Consider the following 26,296-nt stretch of genomic DNA (forward strand, 5'->3'; position numbering starts at 1 on the left):
GTCGCCCGCGTTCATCCAGCTCTTCGACCAGACTTCGATACTTAGACCGAAGCCAGCACACAATGGTCTCGTCTCTCATCCCTGCTCTTGTGCAGAGGCTCTCCACTCCGGTCAATCACTATTGCGGTAAGTTGTTTCCTGCCACCGCCTTAGTGCGGCGGAGGAAAAAGCGCAACGTACAGAAGCCACCAATGGTGAACAAGCGAAACCCTATCAAGCTGATCGGTTGTTCATGTATCTATGGGAGCGTGGCTATGGCACCTCGGTGTATAAGGCCGGTACGTTTGCGCGCATAGGTGATCGTTTTGTTGCCCGCCACATTGGCTTTGAGCAGGCCCGCCGCAACTATGCCACCCTGTTAGATATTCCTGTACGCTTACGTGAACACGTCGATCGTTTGGAGAAGCAAGCAGAAGCCGAGATGCAGAAGCTGGCGGCTCTTGAACAAACTGCTGAAGAAGCTGAGGGCGGCCTCGTGCGCGAAAAAGAGCTGGCTACCGCGAAAACGAAACTGCAAGAGTTCGATCACGCCATCGCTGAGGAAGAAAAGCGCTATGCGTTGTTACTGCAGCAGCGCGAACCTTATACCGTCGGCAAAGATCGTCAGTTTCAGGAAGCGCTGGAACTGCTGGCGACCAGCCTGCGTGCTGAACCGTTGCCGCAGTTGCGACGGGAAGCGCAGCTCACTGCCAGTGCTGAAGATGACCGCATCGTGAACGACCTGATCCGACAGCAACATGAAGAAAATACGCTTGAGAGTAGCCTGCAAGAGCATCAAACGATTCGCCACGGCAACTTGCAGCGATTGCATGAACTCGAACAGATCCGGCAGCAGTTCAAGCAGCAGGAATACGATTCCCCATACTCAGATTTTGGCAATGGCGATGCGGTCAGTATTCTCATCAGCCAGTTTCTTCGTGGCATGATTAACGCCGAACAAATGTGGCGTACCATGCAACGAAACCAACGGTTTCGCCGCCCATCCTACCCGCGGCCAAGCGACATCGGCTTTCCAGATACCTTTCGCTTTCCCAGCGGCATACGGCTTCCCGATGGTTGGGGAAGTGGTGGTATTGGGTTTCCTGGTGGAAGTTCGGGAGGTGAGAGACCCAGTGGTGGTGGCGGCGGATTCCGCACTGGTGGAGGGTTCTAGCCATTTAGAACGGAACCGTTTCTCCTGCGAATTCATCACTATCAAGCACGATCACTTGCACGCCCAAGCCTTTCGGCAGCAGGGGCATTTCTGGTGGACCGACAATCAGTCCTTCTCCAAGGGACAGTGAACTGAGCACGCCTGAACTTTGATTGCCGGTCGAATGCGCGATGTAGTGGCCGTGCTCGTGGGTGATACGACACCGGACAAATTCAGTGAGGCCTTTGGCTTTTGCCACTTCTGCGCCCATCGAGGCATGCACAGTGGGAAGGAACAGTTTCTTATGGCCTGTCATTTTGCGGAGCGCTGGCAAAACATACAGGTAAAAGCACACGAGCGCAGAGACAGGATTGCCAGGAAGGCCAAAATACGGGCGTTCACGTAGCAAGCCGAATGTCAACGGTTTTCCCGGCTTCTGTGCCACCTGCCAAAACAAGCGATGCATATGTAACTCGTCCATCGCTTGTTTGACAAAATCAAAGTCACCAACTGAGACCCCACCGGTGGAGAGCACCACATCATGACGGACGGCTTCGGCTAAAGCGGCACGAATTTCTTCCAGCGTATCGCGGGCGATAGCGAGCGGGACGGGAATGCCTCCGGCTTCACGCACAGCAGCGGCTAAGGTGTAGGCATTCGAGTTCACAATTTGTCCAGGTCGTAACGCTTCGTCGATCTCGGCGAGTTCATTACCAGTGCTGAGAATGGCCACCCGTGGTCGTTGCCGAACAAGGACCAGGCTGCGTCCGACCGATGCCAACAGACCAATATCAGCGGCTCGTAACGTCCGCCCCTTTTCCAAGACTACCTGTCCGCGTTGAATATCCTCGCCACTTCCACGCACGTTGTTGCCTGGTCGCTCGCTGCGCTGAATCAACACTCGCCCTTCAACTTCTTCTGTATCTTCGACCTTTACAACGGTGTCGGCTCCCGCCGGCATGACCGCACCAGTCATGATCTTGCTTGCCGATCCTGGAGTTACCACATGTTTTGGAACCGCACCGGCTTGGATAACCTCAAGGACCCCTAGTGTGACCGGCTGATCAATCGTCGCACCGTGAATGTCATCCCAGCGCACGGCGTAACCATCCATAGCCGAGTTGGCGAACGGTGGGACTTCACGCCCAGAGCGGATCTCTTCCGTTAACACTCGACCGGTAGCGTCTAAAATGCCAGCTCGTTCGCCTGCCAAAAGGGGGACGGTGTCAAGAATCGTTCCTACAGCATCATGTACAGAAATCATAAGAGACAGAGTAGGCAAAGATGGCGGGGATCGTCAACAAGGTTGCCGATGAAAGCGAAAAGCCACTGTTTTCCCCTTACGCAACGCGTTTCGCGTAACATGTGTTGCGTGTTGCGTGGCCCTCAATGCGCTTACGCTTTTTTCGCGCGTAAACGATCTTGTAGTTTGCGATCTTTTTCCAACGTCGCCCTAGCAAGCTCTTCTTTGAACTTGACCATGCGCGCGAACAGTTCCGTATCCTTCACCGCAAGGATCTGAATCGCCAGCAGTCCGGCATTACGGCCACCATCAATAGCGACAGTCGCAACAGGAATTCCTGGCGGCATTTGCACCATCGATAGCAATGAATCATGCCCCTGCAAGGCTTTGCTTTTAACCGGGATACCAATGACTGGCAGCGGCGTGTGGGCTGCGACAACACCAGCCAAATGTGCGGCTCCACCGGCACCAGCAATAATCACTTGGAGTCCCTTTTGATGTGCTTGCTTGGCGAACTGGGCGGTGTCATCAGGTGAACGATGCGCCGACAGCACATGCATCTCATAGCCAACGCCAAACTCCTCGCAGACTTTCGCTGCTTCTTCCATCACGTCGAGATCAGAATCGCTTCCCATGAGGATACCGACTTTCGTAGACATGAATTTTCCTTTCGTGTTTCAAAGTTCACGCATCACGTTTCACGTACCACGTATTGCGTATTGCGTATTGCGTGTTGCGTGTTGCGTTTTACGTTTCACATCTCTGCCACTTTCTTTGTCACTTCCTCCAAGCGAATGCCACGCGAGCCTTTGACGAGAACGAGTTGAGGTCCATGAAAACGGTCTATCTCTTTACGGACAAACGTTGCCGCTCTGTCGGATTTGGCGAACCAACGAACCGGCACGGGGGTTTTCTTGACCGCTGCAGCAATAAGTTTAGCCTCTTTGCCAACGGTGACAACTAAATCGGGCAAGGGAAGCAGCGCTACGGCCATGGTGCCAATCTGTTGGTGGCGTATCTTGCTGAGGTCTCCAAGTTCCAGCATATCTCCCAGTACAAGGATGACGCGTTCTCCCGCAGTCCGTACCTGTTGTACGGTGAGCAAGGCTTGCTGCATCGACGCTGGGTTGGCATTGTAGCAGTCGTCGAGCACGGTGAGCCGGCGCGCTGGGACATTCACTACGGCCATGCGTCGTGCGGCTCCTTTCGCTGTACTGAGCGCTGCGCACGCATCGGCTAGCGCAATACCACACGTTGTCGCAGCCGCGATGGAGGCCGCCGCGGCCAGGGCGAAATGGCTGCCGAGCAATTGGAGTTGTACGTCGTGGGTGCCTGCCGGAGTTGCGAGGGCAAAATGGGTGCCCTGCCGGGTGACCTGCAGGTTGCTGATACGAAATTGGTTTGTATCTAGTTCACCAAAAGTGACAATTCGACATCGTGCTTGTCGGTGAACGGCCTCAAGGAGCCCCGCATGATCACCGTTCACGATAGCCAATCCCTGTGGTGGGAGTGCGGTGATCAGCTCAGTTTCTGCGGCAATCACCCCGGCGAGATCCTTCAGTGTTTCTGTATGCTCTTCAGCAATAGACGTGATGACGCCGATCTCAGGGCGGGCAATCTCACTGAGTGTCGTTAACTCGCCAGCACCGCTGGTGCCGAGTTCGAGCACCATGGCCTGCACGTCGTCATCGGCTCGTAAAATGGTCAACGGCAAGCCGATATGATTATTCAGATTCCCCTGCGTCGACCAGGTCTTCTTTTGCGAGGCGAACACCTGTGCCATCAGTTCTTTGGTCGTCGTTTTCCCATTGCTACCGGCGATACCAATGACACGTGCCTGCAGACGGTTTCGATACCACGTCGCTACATGCTGTAAAGCGGCGAGGGGATCTTTGACGCGAATGGCCACGGCATTGGCAGGGAGTTCGGGATTTACGTGTTCGGCAAAAAAGAATCCGGCTGCACCGTGCTGGACTGCTGCGGACAAAAATGCGTGTCCATCTGTTTGTGTGCCGGGTAAAGGAACAAACAGCGCACCTGTGGGTACGGTGCGGGAATCGATGGAGACCGCAGTAAAAACGGTATCCGCAAAACCACGGACGAGCGTTCCACCAGTCGCCTGGCAAATCTCCTGTGCTGTTAATCTCATTGCCGGGCAAATGTAACTAGCCGTACGCGGGCCTGCAAGGTCAGTAGGCCGGAAACGGCCTACTGCTGCGTTCCCAGCGCATTGATCCCCCTTGCGTCCCGTGCCACCATGCACCAGTGACTGACAAAGAACGACATGCCCGAGCGATTGTCTATGCACTGCGTGAGCGTGGATTTACTGCGTATTTCGCTGGTGGTTGTGTGCGTGACAAGCTGCTTGGTGTTGAACCGAAAGATTATGATGTGGCGACTGATGCGCCCGCGACCGAGGTCATGCGTTTGTTTCCGCAAACAGTTCCGGTTGGTGTGCAATTTGGTGTCGTCTTAGTGTTGTACGCTGGAACCCAAGTCGAGGTTGCTACCTTCCGCTCTGATGGCGTCTATGTCGATGGCCGCCATCCCACCAAGGTGCGGTTTAGTAATGCGCATGACGATGCGCAGCGGCGTGATTTCACCATCAACGGCATGTTTTATGATCCCTCGACTGAGCAAGTCATCGATTACGTTAAGGGACGACAGGATCTTGCGGCTGGCGTGATCCGTGCGATTGGTGATCCCTACGCTCGTTTTGCGGAAGACCGCTTACGGATGCTGCGCGGCGTGCGCCTGGCTGCTCGACTCGGGTTTGCGATCGAGCCGGAGACATTTGCGGCAACTCAAGACCTGGCGCCGACTATCGTTGATATGGCCTGGGAACGGATCGGCGACGAAATTAGCAAAATTCTTACCGACGGTGGTGCGCAACGCGCGTTTGCGTTGTTGACTGAATCACGATTACTGCCTGTGATTCTTCCCGAAATTGAAGCGATGCGCGGGGTCGAACAATCGCCGGATTTTCATCCTGAAGGCGACGTGTTCGTACACACGCTCCTCTTGCTAGCTAAGCTGGACCATCCGACTGAGACCTTAGCGTTAGGGGCATTGTTACATGACGTCGCCAAGCCGGTGTGTCGTGCACAGGGCGACAAGCGCATTACTTTCTACGGTCATTGTGAAACCGGTGCTGAGATGGCGATCGACATCTGCCAACGTCTCAAACGCTCACGTGAGACATGGGAGCGTGTTGCCTACTTAGTCAAAAATCATCTCCGCTTGATCAGCGCGCCGCAGATGCGCGCTTCGACCCTCAAGCGCTTTTTGCGTGAGGACGGAATTGAAGAACTGCTAGAATTGGCACGGATTGATGCGTTGTCTTCAAGTGGAGACCTCGGTCCTTATGAGTTCTGTCGTCAACAACTTGCGAAGCTGGGACCTGAACAAATCGCACCGCCTCGTTTATTAACCGGACGTGATTTAATTAGCCTTGGGCTTCAACCTGGGCCACGCTTCAAAGAGATTCTTGACGCGGTAGATGATGCGCAGCTTGAAGGTCAGTTGTTGACCCATGACGATGCCCTCTCGTGGGTTCGTCAACAGTATGGCATATAGTGGTCAACCAGAGGGAGGAACGAACATATGGGCCTTTTCCCCAAAGATACAAATTTCTATGACCTTTTCGAGCGCGGTGCCGGTAAAGTACATGAGGGCGTGCTGGCGCTTGGTGATTTGGTGAAGGACTATTCTAATGTGCCCCTCAAAGCGAAGCGCATCAAAGATATTGAACATGAGGCGGATCTCATAACCCATGAGACGATCGAGAAACTTAATAAAACGTTTGTGACCCCGCTTGATCGTGAAGACATTCACGGCCTCATCTGTTCGCTGGATAACATTCTTGACCACGTTGAAGCGGCGGCAGATAAATTCTCGCTCTATCGTATTCCCGAAGTGCAGTCTGATGCTGCGCTCCTGGCAGATATTCTGATCCACAGCGTCAAAGAGGTACAGACCACGATCGGCGAGCTGCGCAATCTCAAGCAGGCTGATGTGATCCTCAAGCACTGCATTGAGATCAATCGATTAGAAAATGAGGGTGATTTCGTCTACCGCTCTGCGATTGCCAAGCTGTTTGAGGAGCACGCGAATGATCCACTCAGTGTCATCAAGTGGAAGGAAATCTACGAGTCGATCGAGAATGCGATCGATAGCTGTGAAGACGTCGCGAATGTGATTGAAGGGGTGACGTTGAAGATATAGTTAGCTAATAGCAGTCAGCCCTCGGTGTTCAGCCTTTGCTAAGTTGATGAAAGAGCTGACCGCTGCAAGCTGATGGCTAACCGCTATTAAAAAATTAACTTCAGCGGCGGCGTACCGACCAGGTAAGTGATCGACGCAATAAACGCTGAGCCAGGAATTGTCAGCACCCACGCCCACACGACGGTACGAGCGACTCCCCAGCGTACAGCAGAGAGGCGCCGTGCTGCACCTACTCCTACAATCGCTCCAGTAATCGTGTGAGTCGTGCTCACAGGAATACCGGCATACGCAGTCCCGAGTAACGTCAGTGCCCCAGCGGTCTCTGCACAAAAGCCACCGACTGGCTGTAACTTGGTAATCCGCATGCCCATAGTACGCACGATGCTCCACCCACCGAACATCGTGCCAAGCCCCAGCGCTGCATGGCAAACGATAATGACCCAAAACGGCACATAAAATGTGTCCCCAAGATAACCAGCGTTAAAGAGGAGAATGGTGATGATCCCCATCGTTTTCTGGGCGTCATTGGTACCGTGGCCAAGGCTGTAGAACGCCGAAGAGACGAGTTGGAGGCGGCGAAAGTACTTGTCGACACGTCCCGGTGTCGCTCGCCAGCACAGGTTCAACACGGCAACGATCATTGTCACTCCTAGTGTTAAACCGATCAGAGGAGAGAGGACGATAAATGTCGCAGTTTTTGAAAAGCCGCTGAAGATAACCGCCCTAAACCCTGCTTTGGCAATGGCGGCGCCAGCAAAGCCACCGATTAAGGCGTGAGACGAACTACTTGGCAGACCATAAAACCACGTGATCAGGTTCCACACGATCGCGCCCATGAGCCCGCCGAAAATCACGTATGGATCGACGATGGCGGGGTCGATGATACCTTTCCCGACGGTTGTGGCGACATGCACGCCAAAACCAAACGCTGCAATGAAGTTGAAAAACGCAGCCCATGATACCGCCTGAAACGGCGACAGCGCACGTGTGGAGACAACAGTAGCAATCGAATTGGCGGCATCATGAAAGCCGTTAATAAAATCAAACACCAGCGCGATAAAAATCAAGAAGACAATTAACTCCATGCCCACCCCTTCCTGCAGTCGCTCTGTTTTGCCGGAGTTCCGCAAAAGAATCAATCGGAATCTGATATGGCAACGAAAAGGGGAAGTTAAGAATGAAGGGCCGGTGTCGTTTTCGTGAGTTCGGGAGATCTGCAGGGAAGGAAAAGTTGAACAGTCGTACCGTGTTTGAGTTTGCTGTCGATTCGCAAAAATCCATTGTGTCCCTGCACGATGTGCTTCACGATGGCGAGCCCGAGCCCGGTGCCTCCAAGTTCGCGTGACCGTGCTTTATCGACTCGATAGAAACGTTGTGTGAGGCGTGGGAGATCTTCTTCAGGAATACCGCAGCCAGTATCGGCGACGGTCAGTTCCACCCACTCGTTTGGGGTTTGGGGCTTGGGACCCGAGACATGAGGGAGAGGTGTTGGGTGTTGGGTGTTGGGTGTTGGGTGTTCCGAGCTCTGAAACTTGGAACTAGAAGCTAAAAAGCCCGAATTCTGAACTGTCTGCGCCGAAACCGTAACTGTCCCTCCGTCTGGTGTGTACTTAATCGCGTTATCGACAAGATTCACTAGCGCTTGTTGAAGTCGATCGCTATCGCCAATCAAAACCGGGAGTTCCGTGGAGCAGTCTCGAATAAGCGAAATACCTGCGCGTTCGGCTTTCTCTTGCACGACTTCAAAGACCTCGTTTACTAAATCTGGGATGGAGACGTCTTTTTGCAGTAGTTCAGTCTTGCCCAGTTCGAGGTTGGAGAGGGTGAGCAGGTCGTCAATCAAGCGACTCAGGCGCTCTGAGTGGCGATCAATAATCTCCAGGAAGCGTTGTGCAGTGACAGGTTCTTTCAGGGCTCCGTTAAGTAATGTCTCTGCATACCCTTTGATGGCCGTTAGAGGGGTGCGGAGTTCATGCGAAACGTTCGCGACAAAGTCGGCACGAACCGATTCGAGACGTTTGATCCGTGTGAGATCATAGAAGACCAGGACGTATCCACTCACCGTGGCCCCATCTTCACAAATCTGCATGGCGCTCGCCGCCAGATAGCGCTCGTCTTTGGTTTCGACGTGCATCTCACGTGTGACCGGCGAGTCCCCAGGGCGTCGGTTGGCAACTTCGCGCAGCAATTCTTGTAACAGCGGATGGCGTGAAAAGGCCTGGAGCGGCTTTCCTAACCATACCTGATCTTGTCGTAAGTCAAATAATTCCTGGGCCGCGCGATTGCAAAGGACGACATTCCCCGAAGGATTGATCACCACCACTCCTTCGGCCATACTCTGCAAGACCGCTTCGAGCTTCTTTTGCTCGGCCTGCAATGCTCGCAGGCGTTCATCTTGGCGGAGCATGAGGTGCTGGATACCGCGTTCGAGGGCACCGACCTCATCTTCATTCCATACAGGTAAAGAGGGTGGCTTATCTCGCTCTGAAGCTGACGAGAGAAACTGCGCAAGGTACTGCAACCGCCGTTGGAGGCGAACCACAAATACAACGGTCCCAACAATAGCGATCACTGCGAGTGCAGCCGCGCCGTACCATAGCAGGGTTGGACGATGGACATAGGGCAGCAGATAGAACAGAAGGAGGCCGCCAACGGCAATGAGCGCGAGGAATGCGAGGGTGAGAATCGGAAAGAGGATGCTATTCTTTGAGGGCATCAGGATTACATTTATACCCCACGCCGCGTACCGTCAAAATGAAGGTGGGATTCGCATCATCTTGTTCCACCCGCTGGCGCAGGCGGCGGATATGGACATCAACGGTTCGTGGTTCGACATAGGCATCGTGTCCCCACACGAGGTCAAGAATCTGGGTCCGGCTAAATACCCGGTTTGGATATTGTACGAAGAACTTGAGCAATTCGAATTCGCGGAGGCCGAGTTGCACGGCGTGACCGTTCAGCGTTACTTCGTACGTGTCGTAATCAATATGCAGGCGGCCTTTGTTATACACCTCATGCGGGCGATCAAGCGTTGGCCCATACGTACGACGGAGCACCGCTTTCACTCGGGCCACAAGTTCGCGCGGGCTGAATGGCTTGGTGACATAGTCGTCGGCCCCCATTTCTAAACCTAACACTTTGTCGACTTCCGACGCCCGAGCTGTGAGCATGAGCACCGGGATTTGTACTGTTACTTCTTTCGTGCGCAATAAGCGACAGACTTCCAACCCTGGAATACCGGGCAACATCAGATCGAGGATCACTAACGCTGGCCTTTCACTGGCCGCCAGCTTTAAGGCAATCTCACCGTCACTTGCTTCGACTACGCTAAATCCTTCGGTTTCCAGATTGTAACGAACCAGTTCACGAATATCTTGTTCGTCTTCGACAAGCAGAATCTTGCGTTTTGTTTCAACGGTTGCTGGCTTACTGTGTGTTTGTGTTTCCATGAACCCCTAGAGAGAGGCTCTAGACGCGAGGCTCTAGGCTTCAGGGAAGAAATGGATCCCTAGAGCCCAGAGCCCGGAGCCTACAGCCTAATTTTTACAGCGACGCCGGCGGCGGTGACATATGACGAATACTTTTTCCTTTCGCCATATAGATGACCATCTCGGCAATATTGGTGGCGTGGTCAGCAATCCGCTCAAGGTACTTAGCGACGAAGAGGTGGCGCATGGCACGACTCACGTTCTGTGGTTCTTGTGTCATGTGTGAGAGCATGGTGCGAAACACCTCTGCCGTCAAACTGTCGATCGCATCATCACGTTGACAGACTTGTAACGCTAACTCGGTGTCTTCGCGTACGAAGGCGTCGAGGCTGTCGCGGAGCATCGCTTGTGCCCACTCCGCCATGCGGGGAAGATCATGAGAGAACGTGAGCGGTGCTTCTTGGTTGAGTTCGAGTGCACGCTCGCAGATGTTCTGGGCAATATCACCGATCCGCTCAAGATCGGTGGTAATCTTGAGACTAGTCATGATGAGCCGCAGGTCGCGCCCTGCCGGCTGATGGAGGGCTAGGAGACGGGTGCAGCTCTCATCGGTCACGACATCGAGATAATTGACGGTGTGGTCACGCGCAATCACCTCCTGTGCTTGCGGCGAGTTGCGGCCAATGAGCGCAGTCATCGCGTCAGAAATCTGTTTCTCGACGAGCCCACCCATTTCCAGGATTTTCGCCCGAAGTTGTTGCAGTTCTTCTTCATACTGACGGTCAGTGTGCAGTGATGGCATGGTATATTCCCTTAATGACTATCCGAAGCGACCGGTGATGTAGTCTTCTGTTTCCTGCTTTTCTGGGGTGGTAAAGAGCTTGTCTGTCTTGCCAAATTCTATCAACCGTCCGAGATACATAAAAGCCGTATAATCGGACACACGTGCAGCTTGCTGCATGTTATGGGTGACGATGACAATGGTGTAGTTTTGCTTCAGTTCGTGGATCAATTCTTCTATTTTGGTTGTTGCAATCGGATCGAGTGCAGAACAAGGTTCATCCATCAGTACGACTTGTGGCTCAACTGCGATGGTGCGAGCGATACATAAGCGTTGATGTTGCCCACCAGAGAGAGCCAGCGCATTGTCATGCAAGCGATCTTTGGCTTCTTCCCATAGCGCTGCGCTGCGCAGACTGCGTTCGACGATTTCGTCGAGTCGGGCTTTGTTGCCAATCCCAAGGATGCGTGGTCCGTAAGCAACATTCTCGTAAATGGTCTTCGGAAACGGGTTCGGCTTCTGAAAGACCATACCGACTCGTTTGCGAAGTTCGGTAACATCGAGTGTGGGGTCGAGGATCTCTTGCCCGTGCAGGCGGATACTACCAGTGACTTTGACTCCGTCGACTAAGTCATTAAGGCGATTGAGGCAACGCAATAACGTAGACTTGCCGCATCCCGAAGGGCCAATGAATGCGGTCACTTCATGACGGCCAATGTCCAGGTTGATATCGTACAAAGCTTGCTTCTTACCGTAAAAAAGCGACGTGTCACGGATTTCGATTTCGACTGTTCGTTCAGACTCGACTGCATGCACATTCCCGTTCGTTTGCGAGAGTGTCACTGACGCGGCGTGAGTGAGAGGCCGTTGTTTGTCCATAGGTGCTTCATTTTTAGAATGTCCCGAACCGCATACGGCTACGCAAGCGGTTACGGACGGTTATGGCGGTCAGGTTGAGAATCACGATAATGGCGATCAACAAGAGTGTGGTCATAAACACCATCGGCTTGGCGGCTTCAACATTGGGTGATTGAAAGCCGACATCGTAGATATGAAAGCCAAGGTGCATGAATTTGCGTTCCATATGGAAGAACGGTGCGTAACTATCTAACGGCAGGTTAGGTGCAAGCTTTACCACACCAGTGATCATGAGTGGAGCAACCTCTCCGGCTCCGCGTGCCATTGCCAGGATCATTCCGGTCAAGATCCCAGGAAGCGCGCCAGGTAACACAACTTTGCGAATCGTTTCCCACTTCGTCGCTCCCAGTGCCAGTGAGCCCTCGCGCCATTCTCGTGGGATTGCTGCTAGTGACTCCTCGGTGGAAACAATCACCACTGGGACTGTAAGCAGTGCTAAGGTGAGTGAGGCCCACAAGATGCCACCGGTTCCATACGTCGGTGTCGGAAGTGCCTCTGAGTAGAACAAGCGGTCGATGCTGCCACCCATGAGATAAATAAAGAATCCCAACCCAAATACGCCGAAGACGATTGATGGAACACCGGCGAGATTATTGACTGCAATACGTACGGCGCGAACCATTGGCCCTTGCTTGGCGTATTCGCGCAGATAGAGCGCAGCGATCACGCCGAACGGAACGACGATAATGCTCATAACCATTACCATCATCACCGTGCCAAAGATCGCTGGAAAGATGCCGCCTTCGGTATTTGATTCGCGCGGTTCATGCCAAATGAACTCCCATAATCGAGAGCAATAGAGACCAAAGCGTTGGCCCCAGCTCATTTGGTTGGGCATAAATGCACGCACCACGCCCGAGATCGGCATCTCTTTCTCTCGTCCACCCGCAGCTTGTACGACCATGCGATAGCGTGAGTTCTCGGCTGCTAGCGTTTGCAGCTCTTTAGATTTCTCTTCATAGCGTTGCTGCCAAGAGGCCATCTCTTTTTCTATGGCCGTAACCTGTTGCTCTGTCCCGGCGGAACCCTGCGTGCTTTTGAGGGCCAAGCGGAGCTTTTCCAGATGGTAATTAATGTCGCCAATGTCCTCGCGTTCGATCGTACGGGTCCGCTCAAGCGCCTCCTGTGTTCGCGGGTGCAATTCTTGAAACTTCTGCCAGCTTTGCTGAGGGCCATCGGCAATCACGTGTCCATCCTGGGTAATCTGTTTGAGCGTACCGAAGAGCGGACCCCATTCCCAACGTTCAAAGTATATGGCCCCTAGTGGTTGTTGCTGTGAGACAATCTCCTCGTCATTGACCCAACGAAAGTCAGAGCCGTACAAGTCACGGTTTGCGACTTGAAACTGCGTGCGATGTTGCGGTACTCCCGCTTGCAGTGTGGAGCGCAGAATTTCTTCATGGCCGCGAATTTGGCCAAGGAACTCGCTCCCATCCTTGAGCTTGGCAAGCACGAGTCGATCCGGCCAGAAGAACCCCAGCGCATTAGCTCCGACAATCACGATCAGTGAAACGATCATGATAAGGCTAAACGCCAGCGCCCCACCCGTGAGCCAGATAAATGGGTCACCACTCCGCCAGAAGTTTTTGTTCACGTTTGCTCAACCTTCGCTGGGAGCGCGACCGTCTCGGTCGCCCTTGGTGCGGGCGGGACGCCCGCGCTCCCAGGCAGACGTTTTAGATTTTGCTATACCGTTCCCGCAACCGCTGACGCACGACTTCTGCGGCGGTGTTTACCAGGAACGTGAGTACAAACAACAACAGGGCTCCCAGGAACAGGATGCGATATAAGGTCCCGCCATGCGGGGCCTCGGGGATCTCCACCGCGATGTTGGCTGAAAGGGCACGGAACCCACTGAATGCACTGAAATCCATGACCGGTGTATTGCCAGTTGCCATCAGCACGATCATGGTTTCTCCAACCGCGCGGCCAAATCCGATCATGACTGCCGAAAAGACCCCTGGACTCGCCGTAGGCAAGACAACCCGCATCGCGGTCTGCCACCGATTCGCACCAAGCGCTAACGAGCCCGATACTAAATGTTGTGGGACGTTGGAAAATGCGTCTTCACAAATAGTGTAGATAATCGGGATAACGGCGAACCCCATTGCGAAGCCGACAACCAGCGAGTTACGTGGGTCGTAACGGATATCGGTCGTATCATAGAGCCATTGCGGAAAATTGCCGTTGAAAAATGCTGCTTCAACCCAACCGTTTGCATAGGCACACGCCGCTACGGTGAGCACTAAAAGCGGAGCCAGAAAAAAGAGTTCGACCCCAGGTTTCAAACGGCTGCGAACCGAGAGGGGGAGCCTGCGCCAGAGAAACGACGCCACCAGGGTTACGAGCGGTAGTACGAAGAACATGAGCACGATACCTGGGACCATCTTCTCGACCCTGGGTGCGAGCCACAAGCCGGCAAAGAAGCCGAGCACCACGCTCGGCAGTGCTGCCATCACTTCTACTGTTGGCTTGATCAGATTACGCAAACTTGGGTGCAAAAACTGTGAAGTGTACATTGCCGCGCAGATACTGATCGGTACGGCTAACAAGAGGGCATAGAACGTGCCTTTGAGTGTCCCATAGGCAAGGGGAACCAGGCTAAACTTTGGCTCGAACTCATCGCTTCCACTACTGGACTGCCAGGTGTACTCAGGTTTGTCATAGCCTTCGTACCAAACTTTCCCGAATAGCGCCCTGAGGTTGACTTCTGGATGTGGGTTATACAGGGACCAACCCAGGAGTTTCCCCGCCTCTGTGAGTGTGAAAATTCCATTGGCTTTGGGGGCAAAACTCGCGAGTTCAATCCGACTCTGTTCGCTACGTACTTCAAGAAGCGTTTGTTGGGAAGTGGCATGATGGAGAAAGACATGACCTTGGGTATCGGCAGACAAGAAGCCTTTATCTCGTGGTGAGGGGGCAAGCGCCGTGACTGGCGCGGAATGTGAACGCAGGGTATGGACGCGATGATACGGCATCTTTTCTGGATCTTGCGGATCGCGAACCTGAAACCACACGCTGACGTGTCCTGCAGCATCGCCCACCAGCAAGGAGCGATCGCCGAGCAACCAGCCTAAGGCAGTTACGTGTGTCCCAGGGGGGTCGCTGACTGTGAAAGATTCGGTCAACCTTGGAGCGGCAAGGTCAGTGATGTCCCAGTGTTGAACCTCCCCCGTTGTCGTTCCGGCCAAGAGGTTTACATGGTACTTATCCAACGCGAGGGTGGTAACATCTGCTGGGAGTGAGGAAGAAAGATCAGAGCGCATTTCTTCGATACTGGTCTCACCTAATGGCGTTGTTCGCTCTTCTTGCGCGAGGAATAGCAGCTCACGTGGGCCGAGCAGTGCGGCGAGGGCGACTTTTCCGTCTTCTGCATGATAGACAAGTCGAGTGATTGCCCGCCCTTGGGGGTCGACCTGAATCACTTTCTGTTCCTTGACTTCAGGAGTAATGGTGCGCTTTCCGTCGTGGAGCTTTGTGGTAAAGCTTATACGTAGTGGGATGACGCTGCCTGTAGCGGTACCGACAGCGATGTCATGCGCGAGCCCGTTGCGGTATGCCGTAGTGATCCGTTGTCCTTGTCGGGTCGTAATTTCGTAACGCTGCACGAGGTGATTACCGGGAATGGTGAGAAAATCGACTGTCCCGCTATCGTGCAACACGTACGCAATCGATTGATATTCATCGACACCGAATGCCAGGGGCAGACGCGATGATTGCTCCGACTGTTTGACGTTGAGAGTTGCGACTGCGGTTGCTGTTGGAGATTTCCACAACGGAAGTGTCTCGGCAACAATGACAAAAAGAATGGCTGCGATGCTCAGAATGACCGCGATCCCACCGGCTGTGATAAGGTAATCCGCTGTTTTGTCGGCTAGCTGTTTGCGTCGCAGTCGGCCTTTATCTTCCATTACGGATAAACGGACATTGACCGACGTGTGCGAGGTTTGCTGCTGTTCTCTTTCTCGTTGTTGTAAATCTTCCATCAGGTTCATTAGCTTCTGATGTAGCTAATCCTCTTTTCTCGGCAAGCGCAGCCTGCCCGACATTCAGGAAGTTCCCGTGTAGGGCGGGCTGTGCCCGCCAATGCGCTACTGCAACTTCTTCAGCTCTTCATTCACAACCGACGCGGGCAAAGGGTAGTAACCATCTTTAATAACGACCTCTTGCCCTTCTTTGCTCATGATGAACTTAGCGAACTCACGGACGAGGGGATCGAGTGGTTGCCCAGGAGCACGGTTGATGTACACCAGTAGCGCGCGGCTCAACGGATACTTGCTACTGGCGACGTTTTCGTAATTCGCTGAAACGAACTGATCTCCCTGCTTTGTCGCTAAGGGGACGGCGCGAACACCAGAGGTAGCATAGCCAATACCGCTGTAGCCGGCGCCATTGCGGTCCTCACTAATCCCTTGCACGACTGAGGCTGAACCAGGTTGTTCCTTGACGGTGTCTTTGTAATCGCCATTACACAGCGCGTGCTCTTTGAAAAAGCCGTAGGTTCCCGAGGCGGAGTTACGACCATAGAGGCTAATGGGTGAGGTGACCCAGCCCCCATCACCACCAACTTCTCCCCACACCTTTGCCTCGTTCGGCATGCGGCAGCGGCGAGTCTTCGAGAACATCGCATCAACCTGTTGCATGGTTAGCCCCTTGATGGGATTATCTTTATTGACAAACACTGCCAGTGAGTCGAGTGAGGTTCGCAAAGCGGTTGGCTTGTACCCATATTTCGCTTCGAAGGCATCGACTTCCGTGCCGCGCATCGGGCGTGACATCGGTCCAAGTTGCGCGGTTCCTTCAATCAACGCTGGCGGCGCGGTGCTCGACCCTTTCCCTTCGATCTGAATGTTGACGTTAGGATAGAGCTTCTTGAATCCTTCAGCCCAGAGGGTCATCAGGTTGTTCAAGGTATCTGAGCCAATGCTGTTGAGATTGCCGGAGATGCCGCTCGCGGCTTTGTAGGCTGGAATTGCGGGATCGACCTTCAAGGCTTCTTGGGCGTTCGCTGGACCGGCTGCTAAGGTACCCATCGCCAGAAAGGCCGCGGTTACCGTACGCCAGAGAGATACATGCATTGCTTTTTACCTCCTTACAGTGAGTTTGCTACACAATTGTTACAAGCGTGTTACAGGATGGTGATGGTTTGGTGACGGTTAATTCTGCTGTTGTGCGGCTGACCTGGGGGTTGTCACCCTGAACGCAGTGAAGGGTCTCTCAGAGAGATTCTTCACTGCGTTCAGAATGACAGAGCCGATAGGTCATGAGGGAGGACGTTGAGGTTTCCGATGCTCCGCTTTAGAACGCCACCTGCGCATCAAGCTGGAAGCGGTGAAGGGTCGAATTCGACTCGCCTTTTGGTCGGTCGATGAAAGAGATGAAGTGATTCTTGGCTGAGATCGTCAGGCGCGGAAACAACATATAGTCGACCTTCACGAACGGGCCTTGGACGTTGGTGCCACCATCACGACCGAAATCGCTGTAACTAAAGGCCGACAGTAACGCGTCCGTTTCTGTTCGTGCCCAAGCGACCGAAAATGCCCAATCTCCAGGATTTCTGGTTTGCCCAAGGCTGGCGCCAGCCCAGATGGCAAGATCGTTGCCGCGTTTCGCGTCAGTGTTATGGGCAAAGTCAGCGATGAACACGAGAGGCCATTTGGCATAGCCCGTGTTATAGTCGAGTTGCAGCGAACCATTGAGGACATTGAACCCACCTAAGAAACGATTGAATTGTTTGTTCCCGGTACCAGGGGTGAGCGAGGAGCCACCTCTGACAATTGTACCGTCCCGCAGAATAACGGAATTGGTGACTTTGAGCGCACTGTTGCCGTTACGAGCCTGAGCGATCAGATCCTCCTTGGAGAAGTAATAGTCAGCCAAGGCTACGGTGAGGCGCGTACTGGGTAAGAGTTGCAGTGCTGCGACCGCCTGTCCGCCGATCATCCAACCATCAGCAGCACGGGCCGTTTCACGAAACATCCATTGTCCAGCGTTCAATTGGAAGCGACGTAAGAGTCCTTCAGAGCCTTCATAGAGCGTGAAGGTTTCATGTAACCCCTCTGACACCAGATCGTCATCGAAAATTAATTCCGAAATCATGACCGCGCGAGGCCTGAAGAATTGGTTACTAAATTTTCCCGCGGTGATTGAGATCGGGTTCCAGGTCCAATCTCCCAGGCCAATACTCTCTTTCGGAGTCAAGGTAATGTACGCTTGATTGATACTTATGGGCTTACGGGCGAAGGTGTTGGTGAGTGTTTCATTGGTTGAGATTGGATCGTTGAGATCGCCACTCGCGAGTTGTAGGCCTGCGAGTAATTCATCATTAATTTTCATCTGCGCGCCAAAGCGGAGACGGAATCGCTCACGGGTGCGTGCGTTCGCATTGCGCCCTTGGTCTTGATAGAACCCTTCCATACGGACACGGACATCGCCTGAGAAGGTGAAACGGTTTAACCAATCAAGACTTCTCTCTGCTTTGATGGCTTTGACAGGATCACGGCTAAAGGCTTCAACCCCTGCCTCGCGTGCTTCATTTTCGGCTTTGGCGCGATTCATTAACTCATCATATTTGTCCTGACTGATTTTATTTTCTGCCCGCAGGATCTCAAGAATTTCTTCTGCCACACTGCGCTTCTGTGCCGACACGGGAGTCGCTCCGAGCACGATCGCGACGAGGCTACTCCACAAAGTAACTGTCAGTTTTCTCATTCCTTCTTACTCCTTCCCTGCCACGAATTGGCGAGAAGGGTACGAGGGAAGTGTTACAGCAACATGACAGGACCGTTATGAGTCTGTGATGTGTTAATGTGCTCGGCAGGCGCAGCCTGCCCTACATCCGAAAGGCACGGTATCGTAGGGCGGACTGGGCCCGCAGTTGCCTTGTTTCTATCTGTATTTACAAAGATCGCTGGGCACGACGACGGGGGGCGAAATGTCGGATCGAGCCGTTAGCGATACGAGCTGCATGAGACAGCGGTGGACGCGCTGGAGCTTGTAAGTGATCAACGGCAGGAGCAAAGCCTTTGACGATCTGGTGTGGGATAGGGCTGCCAATGCCGCGTTCAATGGTACGAATGAACGGCACTTCATCGGCTGAGACGAGCGAAATCGCGTCCCCAGTAGCTGTTGCGCGCGCTGTCCGACCAATGCGATGCACATACTCTTCAACCGTTGGCGGAACGTCAAAGTTCACAACATGAGAGATACCATCGACATCAAGGCCGCGAGCGGCGATATCTGTGGCCACTAAGACCTCAACTTTGCCATTGCGAAACCCACTCAGGGCTTGCGTCCGCGCATTTTGGCTTTTGCCTCCGTGGAGCGTGGCAACGCGCCGTCCCTTCTGGGCCAAGTGTCGCGTCAGACGGTCGGCACGAACTTTCGTACGGGTGAACACAAGCACCTGACGCATATGTCCGTGCTGCAACAAATGACAGAGAAGGTCTCTTTTTTTCTCACCTTCAACCGCATACAAGACCTGGCGGACAGCTTCGACTGGCGTAGCGCGGCGACCAACGTTAATGATGACTGGTGATTGCAACATCTCACGCGTCAGACGTTCAATCTCTGGCGGCATAGTGGCTGAGAACATCAAGGTTTGACGAGAGGTAGGGAGCATATGGAGTAACTGCCGTACCGTGGGCAGAAAACCGAGATCAAGCATGTGATCAGCTTCATCTAAGACCAGCACTTCAAGCTTATTAAACTTCACCGTGCCACGCTCGACAAGATCCATGAGTCGCCCTGGTGTGGCGATGAGGAGATCTACACCGGTGCGCAAGCGCTCGATTTGTGGCCCAAGGCGCACTCCGCCGAAGACCGTTGTGGAACGAAGCCGCAAATACTTGCTATAGGCACGTGCGTTATCACCAGTCTGCGAGGCTAACTCACGCGTTGGACTCAGAACGAGCGCCCGGAGCTGGGGTGAAAATAATTGTCCTTGTGCCAACTGCTGCAAGATCGGCAATAAGAATCCGGCGGTTTTACCAGTACCCGTTTGCGCACAAGCCAGAACATCACTGCCTTGAAGTACTGCAGGGATAGCGTGTTCTTGGATCGGGGTTGGGGTGTGATACTCAGCGTCGCGCACAGCGCGCAACAATTCGGGCGAAAGCCCGAGTTCAGCAAATGTCGACAAACTACATTCTCCTTGTCCATGATGCCCAGTACCACAGACGGATATGCCTGTAGGTTTCCCTACAAGTGAAGGTTAAAGAAAGAACCTGGGAAACGTGGGACTCGGATCTAGGCAACCAGAGGGCCAGCTCCTGAGCGGAGCATCTTGCAGGAAAGAGAAAGAAGCTTGCTCGCGGTTCGTTTGCTTAATAAGTAGACTATACCATAGCTCACTTTTGGTGCGGATACCAGTCCGGTGGGAGTGAAAAAGAAAATAGTAGCCAGTAGTCAACATGACTACTTAATGAAAAATGAAGAATTAAAAATGAAGAATAAGGACGAAGAAAAGCGCTTTTTTACATTCTGCATTTTTAATTTTTCATTGATTTCCTCTACTGACTACCGGTTCCCGTGCCTTGCTTGTTCTTGTCACTCTCGCCTGCTACAGTTGCTTCCTTGTTCGGCTCTTGCCGTTCGTTACAGTGAGCTGGTTCGAAACAGATGAGGCCCCGGGAACCCTCTCATAGGTTCCGGGGCCTTTTTTTTTGATGGAGGTATCTGTGGCTACGAAGTTATTTGTTGGCAATCTCTCATTTCAGGCGACGAATGCAGATTTGGAAGATCTTTTTAGCCAGGTCGGTGCGGTCTCATCGGCAACGATCATTATGGATAAGATGACTGGCAAGTCGCGTGGATTTGGGTTCGTGGAGATGTCCACGAATCAAGAAGCGCAGCAGGCGGTAGCACGCTTCAACGGCACGGAGTTGCATGGTCGTGCACTGACGGTCAATGAAGCCAAACCGCAAGAGCCGCGTGGTGGAGGTGGTGGCGGGCGTTCTTTTGGTGGTGGGAATCGTGGTGGTGGTGGTCGCGAACGACGTTGGTAATCCACAAACACCAGGGGTCATAATCGTCGCTGCGGGTACAGACGCGGTGCTGTCTCGTGCTAACGACAGCGCCGCTAAGCAAAAAAGCGAAAAGAAGTCATTGGAGGTCATTGATGGCGAGTAATTCTCACGCGACGTTTCAGAAACGCCAGAGAGAGCGCGCACGACAACAAAAACAACAAGACAAAGCTGCACGCCGACTAGAAATCAAACAAAACAAGACAGCAAACGGTCCACGCGATCCTAACGCAGAAGATCCGGATATCGCTGGCATCGTTCCGGGACCGCAACCGTTGCCTGAGCAATGGGGAGAAGCGACAACCGACTCGTGACTTTCACGTCGCCACGGAAGCTCACTTTCCTGTCACTAAAAGAGAGGAGTCGATATGCCATCGCAGAATTCTCCACGATTTGGCGGCCGTTCTACGTCCCCACGTCAACCGGTTCGTCTGTTAACTGCTTACGAAAAACCCCAACGATGCGAGTGGCCGGACTGTGGCAAACCGGCAACGGGCGCAAATGAGCGCAGAGTCTACTGTCCGACTCATTTCTTTGCTGCTGTCAGCAAACACTGGTAGGGTCGACCTCGCCTGAGAAATGCATTTTTACTTATAGAGATGGCACCATACGGTGTGACTATCTTTACCCGGTCTCGTCTCGATTATTGATGGGGGAACAGTTTTACACTGTTCCATGACCTGCGTGCAGCGCGGGTGAAAATGGCACCCAGACGGCGGATTCACCGGCGAGGGAATGTCTCCGGTCAGACGAATTTTTTCCATTTTCGTCTGTGGATCAATTTTAGGAACGGCGGAGAGTAACGCTCGGGTGTAGGGATGACGTGGGTTGGCGAAAATCTCCTCAGTCTTGCCATATTCAACGATACGCCCAAGATACATGACCGCAACTTCATCGGCGAGATATTCGACCACGCCCAAATTGTGAGTAATAAATAAATAGGTGAGCCCAAGGTCAGCTTGGAGTTCCTCTAATAGATTCACAATCTGTGCTTGAACTGAGACATCCAGAGCGCTGGTGGCTTCATCGCAGACAATAAATTCCGGCTCCACCGCTAAACAGCGGGCGATACCAATACGTTGACGCTGGCCACCAGAAAATTCGTGCGGGTAACGATAGATCACATCTGGATCGAGGCCCACTTGCACGAGAATGTCTCTGGCGCGCTGTTCGCGCTCATCGCGATTATGACCAATGCCATGCGCGGCCATGCCTTCCATGACAATTTCGCCGACCATCATCCGCGGATTCAGGGCCGAGTAGGGATCTTGGAAGATCACCTGCAAGCGCCGCCGATAAGGGATAAGCGCCTCACGATCTAACGCGGTACAGCAATTCTCATTATGAACCCAAACGCGCCGATGGAGTCGCCTACGGGCAAGATACGTAGGCCGGGATAAGGCCGCAGGCCGTTCCCGGCGCGCGCTTGCCGGAAACGCTACGCTTATTCCGGCCTACATTGACGGTTACACGAAGTCAAAATGAGAATTGCTGAACGCGGTAAGGTCGTGTCCGGCAAACAACACCCGCCCTGCTGTCGGACGAATCAGTTGGAGTAGTGCTTTGCCGACGGACAGCCTCCTTATCAGCGATCGTAATTGGTCTGCCGCGTCCATCGAGAAACAGTCCCACAACCCCGCCTTTCGCTTTGCCGGTCAGTTTCTTGCCTTTGCCTGTACCGAAATCAAACCCACACGTCGGGGTTACCTCGATTGCGGCTTCTTGGTTGAGCGTTAAGGGTAAGAAGCGAAGTTCGCCGATGGAGACTGTTCCTTCGAGGACGCGTTCCTCAGGAAACAGTAAGCGATACGAAAAACATGGTTCACCAGATTTGCCTGCCCCTTGGGGCGCGACGCAGGTGCCAAGTGGCACAAGACAGTCTTTGACGAAGACTTCGGTTGCAGCGTGTTCGTTCACCGTTGAGAGCACGCCTAAGTGTGGCATCATAAAAACACTATCAACCGCGAGCTGGGTCATGCCGAGCGGTTCGTAGGCATCGATCATCATCAGCATCGACTGCACACGTCGTGGTGCACGCGAAAGAATGCCACTACTGCCGATGATCAGATCCAAGGCAAACATGTCGATTAAACTTTGGCCTGATGCAGCTTGTGTGAATGCATCAGACACTGAGCGTTCCTGTTGTACCCCTTTGAGGCCAACGGCTAATTCTTTGTGTTGATCAAGAGCAAGACGCAGGGCCTCTCGGGCAATGGCTTGTTCGACTTGCAGATCACCAATGGTCTGCGGGATCGTCGTCGGGCGAATCATCTTATTCTTGATCTGATTGCGGAGGCTTTGTTCTTCAAACTCGAAAGGGAGCCATCGACGAATGTTATCGAGACCAGCCTCAGCGACAACGTTCGCGACACTGTAACTCATGACGAGATTAGCGCTGACGGTGCGGTTAAACACCCCAGCAAAGACCGAGAACACATCTGTTGTCGCGCCACCAATATCTACTCCGATAACGTTAATGCTCTCGCGCTTGGCTAGCGTCTCGATAATCATGCCAACTGCCGCAGGCGTGGGAATGATTGGCGCACCAGCCCAGGAGATCAATTTCTTGTATCCTGGCGCTTGCGCCATCACATGCTCCAGGAACAAGTCGTGAATCTTATGCCGTGCGGGCATGAGGTTTTCTTGTTCTAAGATTGGCCGGATATTGTCAGCAATCGATAAGGCGGTTTTGTCTCCCAAGATTTGCTGCACGTGCTGACGCGCATCTTTGTTGCCCGCATAGATAATGGGCAGTTGATAGCCAATACCAAGGCGCGGGCGCGGATCAGCCGCAGCAATGTATTCAGCAATTTCGACGACATGGGGAATCGTGCCGCCGTCAGTGCCGCCCGCAAGTAAGATCATATCAGGTCGCAGGTGACGAATGCGTTCGATTTTCTCATAACTCGGGCGCCCATCGTTGGCTGCCAGGGCATCCATAACAATCGCCCCGGCACCAAGCGCACAGCGCTGTGCACTTTCCGCACTCATCGATTTGACAACCCCGGCCACGACAATTTGTAGTCCACCACCAGCGCTGCTAGTTGAGATATAAATGTCGACTCCGGTACCATCCTTTGCCGGAGTAATAATGCGCTCGCCATCAAGGATCGTGCGGCCAGACAGTTCTTCCACTTCTTGGATCGCATTGAGAACACCGCGAGTTACATCTTCAAAAGGTGCTTCAACGGTCGTAGGCGCTTCACCGCGATGGGTCTGCCGATACTCGTCCCCAAGTTTCTCAATGAGAATAGCTTTGGTGGTCGTGCTACCACAATCAGTGGCCAGAATGACGCGTAGGTCTTGAGGAGTCATGCGGTGGTGAGGAAACGTCTACGTAGTGAGAATGAAGAACTGATCGCTTTCCGCCAAAATGCGAGTCCCGATCTTCGCCATATGTTGCGAGAGCTTACGCCATTGTTTTTCACTTGGTGGCGGGGCAATTTTTACAAGGTAACTATCCGTGCCATATTCTGCCCACGAAAGAATCTGACAGGCTTTGCTTCCCAGAGGATACGCCTTCTCAAGCTCGGCGAGATACTGGGCAAGCGCGTCACGCGTCTCTATGGGAAACTTTCTAAGTTGGCTTGCTTTTCGGGTCATATGGTTTTCCTATCCGACTCTCTACTGCAGCAAAAAAAGCCTCGGCTAGCGAAACTCCGATCTTTGCCGTTTGGCGATTTGTGGTTATCGGAGAATAATCTGCTCGATGTCGCCACTCAATGAGGGTCAAGGGGGTTCGCCCAATTGCTCCAGGGAAGACTTTACGGCGCATCACGAGACGCCGGTTAAATTCTGCTTGGGTTGCCTTATGGCTCCACTCTCCGCCTTGAGGTCGGAAATCAGTCAGATCGATCAATGCCGCAATGGCAGCCTGAAAGACTGCGTAATAGCAACGGCTGACACAAGAGTCGAACGCTGCATTGTCTAAGCATGTTCGGGCTCCTCTATAACTGCTTTTAGCTTTCTCCAAGTAATCTGTACTATTCATCTGCTAGTGGCAAGCAACATCTGCGTACTCGTGCTCTTCATCCTACCCGTTGCTGAATACAAAGTGTCAACTGATCAATGCCATCACGTCGTTCCAAAAGAATCGCCAGTCGTTCAGCGTCTGCTGGGTCAATGACAACGTCGAGAAACGGCTTGAGCCCATAGACAACTTGGCTACCAAGAAAGCTCAGTGGCCCCAGAGATTCAAGAAACAGTAAGGCCGGAGCTGCCATACCACGGTTCACAATCAGGCGTGCGATCTTTTCCAGCAGAGCAATGTCTTCTGGAGAGAAGTCCGATGCCGGCGGAGTGACAGCAAACGCGTGAGCACATTCTTGACGGAGCTTTATCCAGAAACCCACGCGCTTTGTATTTCAGATTCGTTTTCGCTGGGCAAGACCGCGAAGTTGTTCACCTCATCAGCCATGCAGCGTGTGTATGTGTACGGATACCGCAGGGGCAACACAATTTCCGATGATAGGTGCAATCACGGGAATTTATGCTGCGGTTTCTTCGAGGGACACCGGTGTCATCAAATAGTCGAGGATTTCTCCTTGCACTCTTTCAATCTCCAGGCAGTAACCAGAACTCAATGCTGGCCATTCTTCCAGGCGAGCGTTTTTGCGTAGGGCTTCGAGCACCCGTTCCATCTTAGCGAGCCGCTCTCTCATTACTTCTAGTTCATGGTCATTCTGTATCATCGCAGTACCTCTACAATGCCACCACGTTTCGCGCCATCTCGTTTCGTTTGCCAGGCGTTACTCGATAGGCATCTCGCACCTTAAAACTTGCTACGTTCTTAGTTTAAGACCACCCTTCCAGGATTTGAACTTGAGGAAAGCTTCTGCCATAATGCTTTTGCTGTGAGCGAAACTCGGCCCCGTGCCGTGAGAGCCTTCGGGGCTCCTATACTCACAGCTTTTTCTTTTTCCGGCGCTTCTTTCCAAAGCGCTCTTCAAGAGTGAGGGGGCGCTGTGCAGTGAAGAACGTGCCGTGCGTCCCGCCAAAATCGAGATCATGAATCTCACCGATTTGAGACCAAAGCATGTTCAGGAAGCGATCTTCACGAATTTCTTCGCGCGTCTGCGGGTGGCGGCGCACTTCGTAGAATCGTTGCACTGCCCAAAGAAAATAGTCAGCAGCCTGTAGGCAGACGGTCTTTTGAGGGTTTGAGATAGTAATCTGCCAAGCGTCTTTCCCTCCTCGCGAAAAGCCGAATGTCCGCTCGAATTCTCGTTCCGCATGCTCGATGGCTGATTGAAGAGCGTGGTTGCGATCTTTGCTACCACGTTTGGCTATGCAAACTTCGTAACGGTCGGCGAGGCGGTGAAACTTTGAAAACAGAGAACGAATCAAGCCATCGTAAATACTATCCGGCTGATAACGGTAGCTTGGGTTCTGTTGACGTTGCTGTGTCTCTCGGTCCACTAAGGCATGGGCAAGAATTAAGTTACCGATTAAGAGCGAGGAAGAAGCGTATAGTTCCAATCGCCATGAAACTTACCGGGTTTGATATTGAGCGCTTGAAACTCATCGTCGGAGACCTGTAGGCCTTTG

26 protein-coding genes are annotated in these 26,296 nt (G+C 53.1%); 6 read left to right on the forward strand and 20 right to left on the reverse strand.

The window, feature by feature from the left end; translation table 11 throughout:
• The first annotated feature begins 232 nt into the window (after positions 1 to 232).
• Positions 233 to 1,153 (forward strand): hypothetical protein, encoded by a 921-nt coding sequence (locus FJ147_14805; protein ID MBM4257155.1) that lies wholly within the window; start codon positions 233 to 235, stop codon positions 1,151 to 1,153.
• A 4-nt stretch (positions 1,154 to 1,157) separates the two neighbouring features.
• Here the strand turns inward: FJ147_14805 and FJ147_14810 are convergent, their stop codons facing one another.
• From FJ147_14810 to FJ147_14820, 3 genes are all read right to left on the reverse strand, one after another.
• Positions 1,158 to 2,396: a molybdopterin molybdotransferase MoeA gene (locus tag FJ147_14810; protein MBM4257156.1), complete on the reverse strand. Its 1,239-nt coding sequence runs from the start codon at positions 2,394 to 2,396 to the stop codon at positions 1,158 to 1,160.
• Positions 2,397 to 2,527: 131 nt separating this feature from the next.
• Positions 2,528 to 3,034, reverse strand: a complete 507-nt coding sequence (purE, locus tag FJ147_14815) for a 5-(carboxyamino)imidazole ribonucleotide mutase (GenBank protein MBM4257157.1) — start codon at positions 3,032 to 3,034, stop codon at positions 2,528 to 2,530.
• A gap of 95 nt (positions 3,035 to 3,129) precedes the next feature.
• Positions 3,130 to 4,524: a UDP-N-acetylmuramoyl-tripeptide--D-alanyl-D-alanine ligase gene (locus tag FJ147_14820; GenBank protein MBM4257158.1), complete on the reverse strand. Its 1,395-nt coding sequence runs from the start codon at positions 4,522 to 4,524 to the stop codon at positions 3,130 to 3,132.
• A gap of 116 nt (positions 4,525 to 4,640) precedes the next feature.
• Here FJ147_14820 and FJ147_14825 point away from each other — a divergent pair, with 116 nt between their 5' ends.
• A complete protein-coding gene (locus FJ147_14825; GenBank protein MBM4257159.1) occupies positions 4,641 to 5,951 on the forward strand; it encodes a CCA tRNA nucleotidyltransferase in 1,311 nt (436 codons plus the stop codon).
• Between the two features lie 27 nt (positions 5,952 to 5,978).
• A complete protein-coding gene (locus FJ147_14830) occupies positions 5,979 to 6,599 on the forward strand; it encodes a DUF47 domain-containing protein (GenBank protein ID MBM4257160.1) in 621 nt (206 codons plus the stop codon).
• An 86-nt stretch (positions 6,600 to 6,685) separates the two neighbouring features.
• Here FJ147_14830 and FJ147_14835 read toward each other — a convergent pair whose 3' ends face one another.
• The 10 genes from FJ147_14835 to FJ147_14880 form a co-directional block, all read right to left on the reverse strand.
• Complete coding sequence (locus tag FJ147_14835; protein ID MBM4257161.1) at positions 6,686 to 7,684, reverse strand: inorganic phosphate transporter; 999 nt, start codon at positions 7,682 to 7,684, stop codon at positions 6,686 to 6,688.
• A gap of 86 nt (positions 7,685 to 7,770) precedes the next feature.
• Positions 7,771 to 9,315: a PAS domain-containing protein gene (locus tag FJ147_14840; protein MBM4257162.1), complete on the reverse strand. Its 1,545-nt coding sequence runs from the start codon at positions 9,313 to 9,315 to the stop codon at positions 7,771 to 7,773.
• Positions 9,299 to 10,048, reverse strand: a complete 750-nt coding sequence (locus FJ147_14845) for a response regulator transcription factor (GenBank protein ID MBM4257163.1) — start codon at positions 10,046 to 10,048, stop codon at positions 9,299 to 9,301. Before FJ147_14845 ends, FJ147_14840 begins: the two co-directional genes overlap by 17 nt.
• A gap of 94 nt (positions 10,049 to 10,142) precedes the next feature.
• Positions 10,143 to 10,829, reverse strand: a complete 687-nt coding sequence (phoU, locus tag FJ147_14850) for a phosphate signaling complex protein PhoU (protein ID MBM4257164.1) — start codon at positions 10,827 to 10,829, stop codon at positions 10,143 to 10,145.
• A gap of 18 nt (positions 10,830 to 10,847) precedes the next feature.
• On the reverse strand, positions 10,848 to 11,687 hold the full coding sequence (locus FJ147_14855; protein ID MBM4257165.1) for a phosphate ABC transporter ATP-binding protein: 840 nt from the start codon (positions 11,685 to 11,687) through the stop codon (positions 10,848 to 10,850).
• A 13-nt stretch (positions 11,688 to 11,700) separates the two neighbouring features.
• Positions 11,701 to 13,245 carry a phosphate ABC transporter permease PstA gene (pstA, locus tag FJ147_14860; GenBank protein MBM4257166.1) on the reverse strand — a complete coding sequence of 515 codons (1,545 nt, stop codon included), beginning with the start codon at positions 13,243 to 13,245 and terminating at the stop codon, positions 11,701 to 11,703.
• A gap of 157 nt (positions 13,246 to 13,402) precedes the next feature.
• Positions 13,403 to 15,721, reverse strand: a complete 2,319-nt coding sequence (locus tag FJ147_14865) for an ABC transporter permease subunit (GenBank protein MBM4257167.1) — start codon at positions 15,719 to 15,721, stop codon at positions 13,403 to 13,405.
• A gap of 96 nt (positions 15,722 to 15,817) precedes the next feature.
• Complete coding sequence (locus tag FJ147_14870) at positions 15,818 to 16,759, reverse strand: phosphate ABC transporter substrate-binding protein (GenBank protein MBM4257168.1); 942 nt, start codon at positions 16,757 to 16,759, stop codon at positions 15,818 to 15,820.
• Positions 16,760 to 17,024: 265 nt separating this feature from the next.
• A complete protein-coding gene (locus FJ147_14875; GenBank protein ID MBM4257169.1) occupies positions 17,025 to 18,437 on the reverse strand; it encodes a hypothetical protein in 1,413 nt (470 codons plus the stop codon).
• Positions 18,438 to 18,624: 187 nt separating this feature from the next.
• The gene (locus tag FJ147_14880; protein ID MBM4257170.1) at positions 18,625 to 19,866 is read right to left on the reverse strand and encodes a DEAD/DEAH box helicase; all 1,242 of its coding nucleotides are present in this window, start codon (positions 19,864 to 19,866) and stop codon (positions 18,625 to 18,627) included.
• A gap of 538 nt (positions 19,867 to 20,404) precedes the next feature.
• Between FJ147_14880 and FJ147_14885 the strand changes: the two genes are divergently transcribed.
• From FJ147_14885 to FJ147_14895, 3 genes are all read left to right on the forward strand, one after another.
• Positions 20,405 to 20,731 (forward strand): RNA-binding protein, encoded by a 327-nt coding sequence (locus FJ147_14885; protein ID MBM4257171.1) that lies wholly within the window; start codon positions 20,405 to 20,407, stop codon positions 20,729 to 20,731.
• A 113-nt stretch (positions 20,732 to 20,844) separates the two neighbouring features.
• On the forward strand, positions 20,845 to 21,063 hold the full coding sequence (locus FJ147_14890) for a hypothetical protein (GenBank protein MBM4257172.1): 219 nt from the start codon (positions 20,845 to 20,847) through the stop codon (positions 21,061 to 21,063).
• Positions 21,064 to 21,117: 54 nt separating this feature from the next.
• Entirely contained in the window at positions 21,118 to 21,309 is a 192-nt protein-coding gene (locus FJ147_14895; protein ID MBM4257173.1) for a hypothetical protein, read from the forward strand.
• A 27-nt stretch (positions 21,310 to 21,336) separates the two neighbouring features.
• Here FJ147_14895 and FJ147_14900 read toward each other — a convergent pair whose 3' ends face one another.
• The 7 genes from FJ147_14900 to FJ147_14930 form a co-directional block, all read right to left on the reverse strand.
• Positions 21,337 to 22,197, reverse strand: coding sequence for an ABC transporter ATP-binding protein (locus tag FJ147_14900; protein ID MBM4257174.1), 861 nt, complete (start codon positions 22,195 to 22,197; stop codon positions 21,337 to 21,339).
• A gap of 28 nt (positions 22,198 to 22,225) precedes the next feature.
• Positions 22,226 to 24,064 (reverse strand): methylaspartate mutase, encoded by a 1,839-nt coding sequence (locus tag FJ147_14905; protein MBM4257175.1) that lies wholly within the window; start codon positions 24,062 to 24,064, stop codon positions 22,226 to 22,228.
• 18 nt (positions 24,065 to 24,082) lie between these two features.
• The gene (locus FJ147_14910; protein ID MBM4257176.1) at positions 24,083 to 24,352 is read right to left on the reverse strand and encodes a hypothetical protein; all 270 of its coding nucleotides are present in this window, start codon (positions 24,350 to 24,352) and stop codon (positions 24,083 to 24,085) included.
• Positions 24,327 to 24,740 carry a HEPN domain-containing protein gene (locus tag FJ147_14915; protein ID MBM4257177.1) on the reverse strand — a complete coding sequence of 138 codons (414 nt, stop codon included), beginning with the start codon at positions 24,738 to 24,740 and terminating at the stop codon, positions 24,327 to 24,329. Before FJ147_14915 ends, FJ147_14910 begins: the two co-directional genes overlap by 26 nt.
• Positions 24,741 to 24,777: 37 nt before the next feature.
• A complete protein-coding gene (locus FJ147_14920) occupies positions 24,778 to 25,101 on the reverse strand; it encodes a hypothetical protein (GenBank protein MBM4257178.1) in 324 nt (107 codons plus the stop codon).
• 135 nt (positions 25,102 to 25,236) lie between these two features.
• On the reverse strand, positions 25,237 to 25,440 hold the full coding sequence (locus FJ147_14925) for a hypothetical protein (protein ID MBM4257179.1): 204 nt from the start codon (positions 25,438 to 25,440) through the stop codon (positions 25,237 to 25,239).
• 211 nt (positions 25,441 to 25,651) lie between these two features.
• Positions 25,652 to 26,227, reverse strand: coding sequence for a hypothetical protein (locus FJ147_14930; protein ID MBM4257180.1), 576 nt, complete (start codon positions 26,225 to 26,227; stop codon positions 25,652 to 25,654).
• Positions 26,228 to 26,296 lie beyond the last annotated feature (69 nt).

This window comes from Deltaproteobacteria bacterium (assembly GCA_016874775.1).
Classification (GTDB): domain Bacteria; phylum Desulfobacterota; class Binatia; order Bin18; family Bin18; genus VGTJ01.

Bases quoted from the DNA above. Each gene is read 5' to 3' on its own strand.
- FJ147_14910 (MBM4257176.1), bottom strand. From the start codon at position 24,352: ATGACCCGAAAAGCAAGCCAACTTAGAAAGTTTCCCATAGAGACGCGT.
- FJ147_14835 (MBM4257161.1), bottom strand. From the start codon at position 7,684: ATGGAGTTAATTGTCTTCTTGATTTTTATCGCGCTGGTGTTTGATTTT.
- FJ147_14890 (MBM4257172.1), top strand. From the start codon at position 20,845: ATGGCGAGTAATTCTCACGCGACGTTTCAGAAACGCCAGAGAGAGCGC.
- FJ147_14810 (MBM4257156.1), bottom strand. From the start codon at position 2,396: ATGATTTCTGTACATGATGCTGTAGGAACGATTCTTGACACCGTCCCC.
- FJ147_14840 (MBM4257162.1), bottom strand. From the start codon at position 9,315: ATGCCCTCAAAGAATAGCATCCTCTTTCCGATTCTCACCCTCGCATTC.
- FJ147_14830 (MBM4257160.1), top strand. From the start codon at position 5,979: ATGGGCCTTTTCCCCAAAGATACAAATTTCTATGACCTTTTCGAGCGC.
- FJ147_14925 (MBM4257179.1), bottom strand. From the start codon at position 25,440: ATGATACAGAATGACCATGAACTAGAAGTAATGAGAGAGCGGCTCGCT.
- FJ147_14820 (MBM4257158.1), bottom strand. From the start codon at position 4,524: ATGAGATTAACAGCACAGGAGATTTGCCAGGCGACTGGTGGAACGCTC.
- FJ147_14905 (MBM4257175.1), bottom strand. From the start codon at position 24,064: ATGACTCCTCAAGACCTACGCGTCATTCTGGCCACTGATTGTGGTAGC.
- FJ147_14865 (MBM4257167.1), bottom strand. From the start codon at position 15,721: ATGAACCTGATGGAAGATTTACAACAACGAGAAAGAGAACAGCAGCAA.
- FJ147_14870 (MBM4257168.1), bottom strand. From the start codon at position 16,759: ATGGGTACCTTAGCAGCCGGTCCAGCGAACGCCCAAGAAGCCTTGAAG.
- purE (MBM4257157.1), bottom strand. From the start codon at position 3,034: ATGTCTACGAAAGTCGGTATCCTCATGGGAAGCGATTCTGATCTCGAC.
- phoU (MBM4257164.1), bottom strand. From the start codon at position 10,829: ATGCCATCACTGCACACTGACCGTCAGTATGAAGAAGAACTGCAACAA.
- FJ147_14845 (MBM4257163.1), bottom strand. From the start codon at position 10,048: ATGGAAACACAAACACACAGTAAGCCAGCAACCGTTGAAACAAAACGC.
- FJ147_14875 (MBM4257169.1), bottom strand. From the start codon at position 18,437: ATGAGAAAACTGACAGTTACTTTGTGGAGTAGCCTCGTCGCGATCGTG.
- pstA (MBM4257166.1), bottom strand. From the start codon at position 13,245: ATGATCGTTTCACTGATCGTGATTGTCGGAGCTAATGCGCTGGGGTTC.
- FJ147_14915 (MBM4257177.1), bottom strand. From the start codon at position 24,740: ATGAATAGTACAGATTACTTGGAGAAAGCTAAAAGCAGTTATAGAGGA.
- FJ147_14895 (MBM4257173.1), top strand. From the start codon at position 21,118: ATGCCATCGCAGAATTCTCCACGATTTGGCGGCCGTTCTACGTCCCCA.
- FJ147_14805 (MBM4257155.1), top strand. From the start codon at position 233: ATGTATCTATGGGAGCGTGGCTATGGCACCTCGGTGTATAAGGCCGGT.
- FJ147_14855 (MBM4257165.1), bottom strand. From the start codon at position 11,687: ATGGACAAACAACGGCCTCTCACTCACGCCGCGTCAGTGACACTCTCG.